Here is a 5,490-nt window from a genome sequence, read left to right as displayed (position 1 = left end):
CGCCGGCTGTCATTGCGAGCCCGGACGGGATGTCATTCTCCGGCCATAGGTCCAGGTCGGCGAGGGACTGACTCAGGAGCGAATACCGCGCGCAGAGCTCGGCGTAGCGCGGGTGGTTATTTATCTGATTCCCCCGATCGGCGTCGAAGGCGTCCCGGAGGAGCAGAAGCGTCTCGGCGGGGTCCAAGCCGTCCACGGATTTTTCTGTGAGTTCCCAGAGCCGGTCCGTCGCGCCCGAGAGGTAATCCAAAATCTGCCGGACCAGAATCGGGGTGAGGTTGACGCAGCAGCGCAGGCCGGGGCGCTCCCAGAGCCTCGCCGCCATGCCGAAATAGTCGCGCAGCCCGTGGAGCCGGACCCAGGGCAGGCGGTAGCTACCGCGGTCCGCGACGGCGGCCGGATCGCGGTAGAGCGGCTGATGCTGGTGCCAGACGAGGCAGAGATTCAGCTTGTCCCGGGGCATGGGCGGCTCCAAAGGAGACAAGGGGTTTAACCGAGCGAAGCGAGCGTGCCCCGGTAAAACCCCTTGCCGTAAAAAAGCGCGAACCGAGGTCCGCGCGACTCTCAACCCGTCAAACCCGGCGGTCGGGCCGTTCAGCTCAGGCGCTTGTCCCGGATGCGGGCCGCCTTGCCTATTTTCTGGCGCAGGAAGTAGAGCTTCGACCGGCGGACCTTGCCCTGGCGCACGACCACGACATTCTCCACGTTGGGGGAGTGGAGGGGGAATATGCGCTCGACGCCGATGTTCCCGGTCCCGGAAACCCGGCGGACGGTGAAGGTTTCGCGCACACCGCCGTGGTTCTTGGCGATGACGATGCCGGTGTATTTCTGAACGCGCGTCTTGGCGCCCTCGACGATGCGGACCGACACCTCGACGGTGTCGCCCACTTCGAACTCGGGGACGGTCTCGCGCATGTCGTTTTTTTCCAAGCGGTGCAGCCGGAGCATACTAAACCTGCCGATGGGTGTGACCCTGGAAAAGGTTCGCCGGGCAGTGGAGTTTAATAAAGAACGGTAAAAAAGGCAAGGGAAAAAGTGCGCGGCGGGCCGGTTTCGCCGGGGGCGTAGCTCGCTACGCTCGGTTTACCGGTGGCATTACTGCGTTTCATCCCGCGCTCGATGAAACCCAGGTGGACCGCCAACCCGCCGGGGGCATAACTTCGTATCCGGGAGGGGCCATGCGACGCATAACGGTGGTCATCGGGTTGCTGGTCCTCGCCCTGGGCGCCTTCGGCGAGTGGCGCCGCAGCCGAGCCGCCCGCCCTGGAAGGGGGCAACGGGGAAGTGGACGGGCGCCCGCGGGAGCCCCGGTTGCCACAAATCCCGCTTTGGGCTATATTTAGGGGGAGGTTGATTCCTCCCCTCTGAATCGGCTGGACATGAAACCGTCGCTCATCGTTCTTGTTCTCGTAACTGCCGCTTTTGGCCAGTACATCGACGACTTCCCTTGGTCCGAGCCTACATACATCATCGACAGTGAGCATAGGGATTACCAGCCCGTCGTAGGCTACACTCCAGACGATGAGATGTTCGTTGTCTGGTTCAGCGCCTGGGCGACGCACTACTATGACGTGAGCTTTGCCAAGGTCGCCGAGGATGGGAGCTTGAGCATCGAGCCCACGCGCATTTTCACCGAAGACGGCGTTGACGATCGTGCGGCCACGGTGGCTGTGGATTCACAGAACCATGCCCACATCTTCTGGCGGCGTCAAACTGGCGGAGAATTCAACATCTGGTACACGCAGGTTGACGCCGCTGATGGCTCGTACCTGGTTGATCCTGTACAACTCATTGATTCAAACACCCCCAGCGACATCTTCATGTACGCCGTACCGGACCTGAACGACAACATCCACCTCCTTTACTGCAGCAATTCCTGGGACGGAGAGCGCTGGTGGGACCAGCCCTTCCACGCCGTAGTATCACCTGATGGAGTTTTACTCGGCTACGATCAAGCTGTGACAGACGATTCGGCCTACGAGTCGGTGTCGTTTGATAAGGGGATTGCCTGCGACAGCGACGGGAATGTGCATGTCGTGTACACTTATTTCAATAATACGGACCCAGTAGATTATTCGATAATCTATCGTAAAATCGACGGGGATGATGGTACATGGCTGACTCCCTTGATTGATCTTGGTTATCCAACTAAGGGTGACAATTCACTGCTGGCCCATGAACCTGATGATCGTCGTCCAGCAATTTGTATTGATGACCAAGAACGTGTTTATGTTTCCTATATACATTTTGAAGATTATATAACTAATATTACTAATGTAATATTAAACACTGATAGTGAGGTATTAAGAGAGCCGCAATTAATATATTCAGAAGAGGGCAATGGATTCACGGAAAGTAACTATTTTTACAGTAAAACCGGAAGAATACTCCTCTTCAATGATAGCTACATTGGAATAGCAGTTTTTGAATTTGACACCGATGGTAATCTCATTGATGGCCCTTACTACATGGATGATGAAATGCTGTTTGGTCACTTCGAAGTAGGACCATATGGAGCTGTTGGCGATTCGGGATACATCCGTGTTGTAGGACAGCACCGCGTTGATGATTGGGATTATGATGTCATGTATGTTCATCAGATTGATGACTCGACTATCGATGAGACTCTTTTAAAAGCTTACCCTGACGACGACGGTATCCTCCTATCTTGGCAAGAGGATGGAGAACTGATCGGCTCCACGTGGCGCCTGGAGCGCGAAGGGGAGCGTCTGGTCAATCTCTCCGGCGACGCGCTCTACCGCTATCTGGACCGCGATGCAGAGCCCAACGTCACGCATCTCTACACCCTCGAAGCCACGCTCCCCGACGGCTCCGTCAGGCGCTTCGGTCCCGTGGAGGCCGCCTGGCCGGGACCGGACGCCGACCGCTTCACCCTCTACGCCCCGTACCCCTGCCCAGCCACAGACGTTGTAACTCTCAGCTATTACCTCCCAGAAAACACAGAAAACGTAGAGCTCTCGCTCTACGACCTCTCCGGCCGCCTCGTGGAGTCCTCCGTGAGCGTCCCCACCTCTCCCGGCCGCCACGAGGTGGAGTTCGACGCGGCCGCCCTGACCGCGGGGGTTTACCTCTACCGCCTGACGGCGGGGGACGCGACCCTGACGCGGCGGATGGTGGTCAGCCGGTAGGGCTGGAGCGACCGGCGAACCGAGCGAACCGAGCGAAGCGAGCTATGCCCCTGGCAAACCGAGCTATGCCCCCGGCAAATCCCGACGGAGGTGCCGGGGGCCTCTGCGACTCTTTCAGCAAGGTGGGGGATATTGCGGAAAACGGGCGCCTGGACACCCGTTCTTCACAGACGAACTCAACCTCAAGCCCCGCCGACGGCCTCCCGGACGCCCTCCCGCGGCGCCTCGTAGCCCCAGAAAATCTCCTTCCCGTTCACGTAAATGCCGCGGGAAAGCCCGCACCGGTCGAGAACCGAGCGCAGCGAGCTATGCCCCCGGCAAATCCCCGGCTCGTGGGCCGGGAACTCGTTCAGGAGCACCCGGTCGCCGAACTCCGTCGCCACCTCGCGCACGCGCTCTCGCCTCTATCTCCGAGGTCTGGCACAGGCGATTCCAGAAAAGGTCCACCACGACCTTTCCGGGAACGGGCTCGAAGCGGTAGGCGCTTTCCAGGAAGCGGGGGGCCTCGGCGGAATCGTCGAACGCCTTCCAGAGGAGCGCCCGCTCACCCCGGTGCTCGACCACGGAATAGCCGAGTTTCTCGTAGAAGCCGCCGGGCATGAACCAGAAGTCCCAGTAGTAGGCCTCGGTACAGACGCCTTTGGATTCGCCAGGGGCGTAGCTCGCTCCGCTCGGTTTACGCTCCCGGGCCACCTTCTCCGCCTCGTCCACCAGGCTCCGGCCGGCGCCGACGCCGCGCCCCTTCTCCAGAACCCACTGCAGGGAATCGCCGTCAGGTCGCGGCCCGCCGGGCCCCAGGGGCTGACCTCGATCGGCATCGAGTAGATGAAGCCCACCTCCTCGCCGTCCAGGAGGGCGACGTGCACCCGGAGGCCCTTCCCGCGCATCCCTTTCAGCCACTCCACGCGCCGGCGTCCGCAGGCGTCTATCTCGGCGCTCTCCCCCACGTGGGAGCAGGTGCCCACGAAGTATTCCGTGGCGGGGTCCATCTCCCTGATTTCGAGTCGAGCCATGCTATTACCGACCCTCCAAGTCGTAGGCCGTGGTTGATCCGCCCTCGAAGTCGGCGGGCAGGTTCCGGTAAACGGTTTTCCGCGGCTCGCCCCGGTCGAGGTCCGACTGTCGCGAGGTGATGAAACCTCAATCGGGGTCCGGTTTCCGGCTTAAGAACAATGCCCCGTCGGGCGGCTGCGCCCCTTTTTTAACAGAAGCCCCCGAAGGGGCTCGCTGATAACTAGTGCTACGGCTCTTCCGACTCCAGGTGTCGTCGTGGAGAATCTTCGCCCGGCGGTGGTTGGGGTTTGCGGCGGAGCACGACAGGATTATATCCCGAGCTTCTTCGCCGCCAGGTCCCGCCCCGCGACCATGCTGGAGAGCTTCGCGAAGGCCACCTCCCAAGTGCGTGTCCGTAGACCGCAGTCCGGCGCCACGAAGACGCGCGCCGGATCGCCGATGACCTCGCAGGCGAAGAGGATGCGGTCGCGAATCAGCTCCGGCGGCTCGATGAAGTCGGTGTGCACGTCCAGCACGCCCAACCCCACGACGAAGGCGGTGTCCTTGAGGGAGTCGAGGATGCCGTAACCCACCCGCTTGTCCTTCGAGACGCCGGGCTCCCGGGAGTCGCGGTTGGCGTACTCCAGGTGAACCTCGTCGAGCACGCCCTCGAGCTCGGTTAGCCGGGGGAAGAGGAGGTCGTAGTTCGAGAAACAGATGTGGATGGTAAAGAAAACCTTCCCCGCCAGGTCGCCGACGCTCCGGCGCGTGGCCTCGATGAACTCCGGTATCTCGTCGCGCTTGGTGGTGGCGGCGGGCTCGTCTATCTGCAGGAACCGGGCGCCCGCCTCGTAGAGTGAGCGCAGGTTGGGGTGGACGATGTCTGCGGCCATGTCATAGAGGAACCGACTCCGCGCCTCTTTTCGGGTTTTCCCGACGTCCCGGGCGCCGGGGGCGACGCCGCCCTGGTAGTGCTCGTCGAAGGACCAGTCCACCAGGGTGTAGGCGCCGGTCACCGGAATCTTGACCTCCCGCCGGGCGAAGGAGGCGATGGTCCGGTACTCGTCGGTGTGGTAGGGCCCCTCGAGCGTGGGCCGGGCGACGCAGGAGGCCTTGCGGTAGTATTTGTCGTCGAAGCTGCGCACATGGCCCCGGAAGGCGAAGCCCCCGATCCGGCGGACCGGGTACTCGTACATCTCCACCCGCTGCTGCTCGCCGTCCCAGACCAGATCGAGCCCCGCCAGCTCCTGGAGGCGGACACCGTAGAGGGAGGAGAACCGGACGATGCGGTCCTTCTCTAGGGCGGTGAAGCCGTCCCGCGTGGCCAAGAGTTCCAGACGCTCGTCCC

General features: G+C 61.6%; 6 protein-coding genes. 2 read left to right on the top strand and 4 right to left on the bottom strand.

Annotation, left to right across the window (positions count from 1 at the left end; translation table 11 throughout):
- Window positions 1-463, bottom strand: a 463-nt coding sequence (locus NTW26_11645; GenBank protein ID MCX7022900.1) for a glycoside hydrolase, incomplete at its 3' end; no start/stop codon positions are given.
- A 131-nt stretch (window positions 464-594) separates the two neighbouring features.
- A complete protein-coding gene (gene rplS, locus NTW26_11640) occupies window positions 595-948 on the bottom strand; it encodes a 50S ribosomal protein L19 (GenBank protein ID MCX7022899.1) in 354 nt (117 codons plus the stop codon).
- 230 nt (window positions 949-1,178) lie between these two features.
- Here rplS and NTW26_11635 point away from each other — a divergent pair, with 230 nt between their 5' ends.
- Window positions 1,179-1,343, top strand: coding sequence for a hypothetical protein (locus tag NTW26_11635; GenBank protein ID MCX7022898.1), 165 nt, complete (start codon window positions 1,179-1,181; stop codon window positions 1,341-1,343).
- 36 nt (window positions 1,344-1,379) lie between these two features.
- Complete coding sequence (locus tag NTW26_11630) at window positions 1,380-3,149, top strand: T9SS type A sorting domain-containing protein (GenBank protein ID MCX7022897.1); 1,770 nt, start codon at window positions 1,380-1,382, stop codon at window positions 3,147-3,149.
- 306 nt (window positions 3,150-3,455) lie between these two features.
- On the opposite strand, the gene NTW26_11625 is transcribed toward NTW26_11630, so the two are convergent.
- Both NTW26_11625 and NTW26_11620 read right to left on the bottom strand, forming a co-directional pair.
- Window positions 3,456-3,860 (bottom strand): hypothetical protein, encoded by a 405-nt coding sequence (locus tag NTW26_11625; GenBank protein ID MCX7022896.1) that lies wholly within the window; start codon window positions 3,858-3,860, stop codon window positions 3,456-3,458.
- 611 nt (window positions 3,861-4,471) lie between these two features.
- On the bottom strand, window positions 4,472-5,490 hold a 1,019-nt coding region (locus tag NTW26_11620; protein ID MCX7022895.1), incomplete at its 5' end, for a hypothetical protein.

The organism is bacterium (assembly GCA_026398675.1).
Lineage (GTDB): Bacteria > RBG-13-66-14 > RBG-13-66-14 > RBG-13-66-14 > RBG-13-66-14 > RBG-13-66-14.
This window is presented reverse-complemented; position numbering and strand designations above follow the sequence as displayed.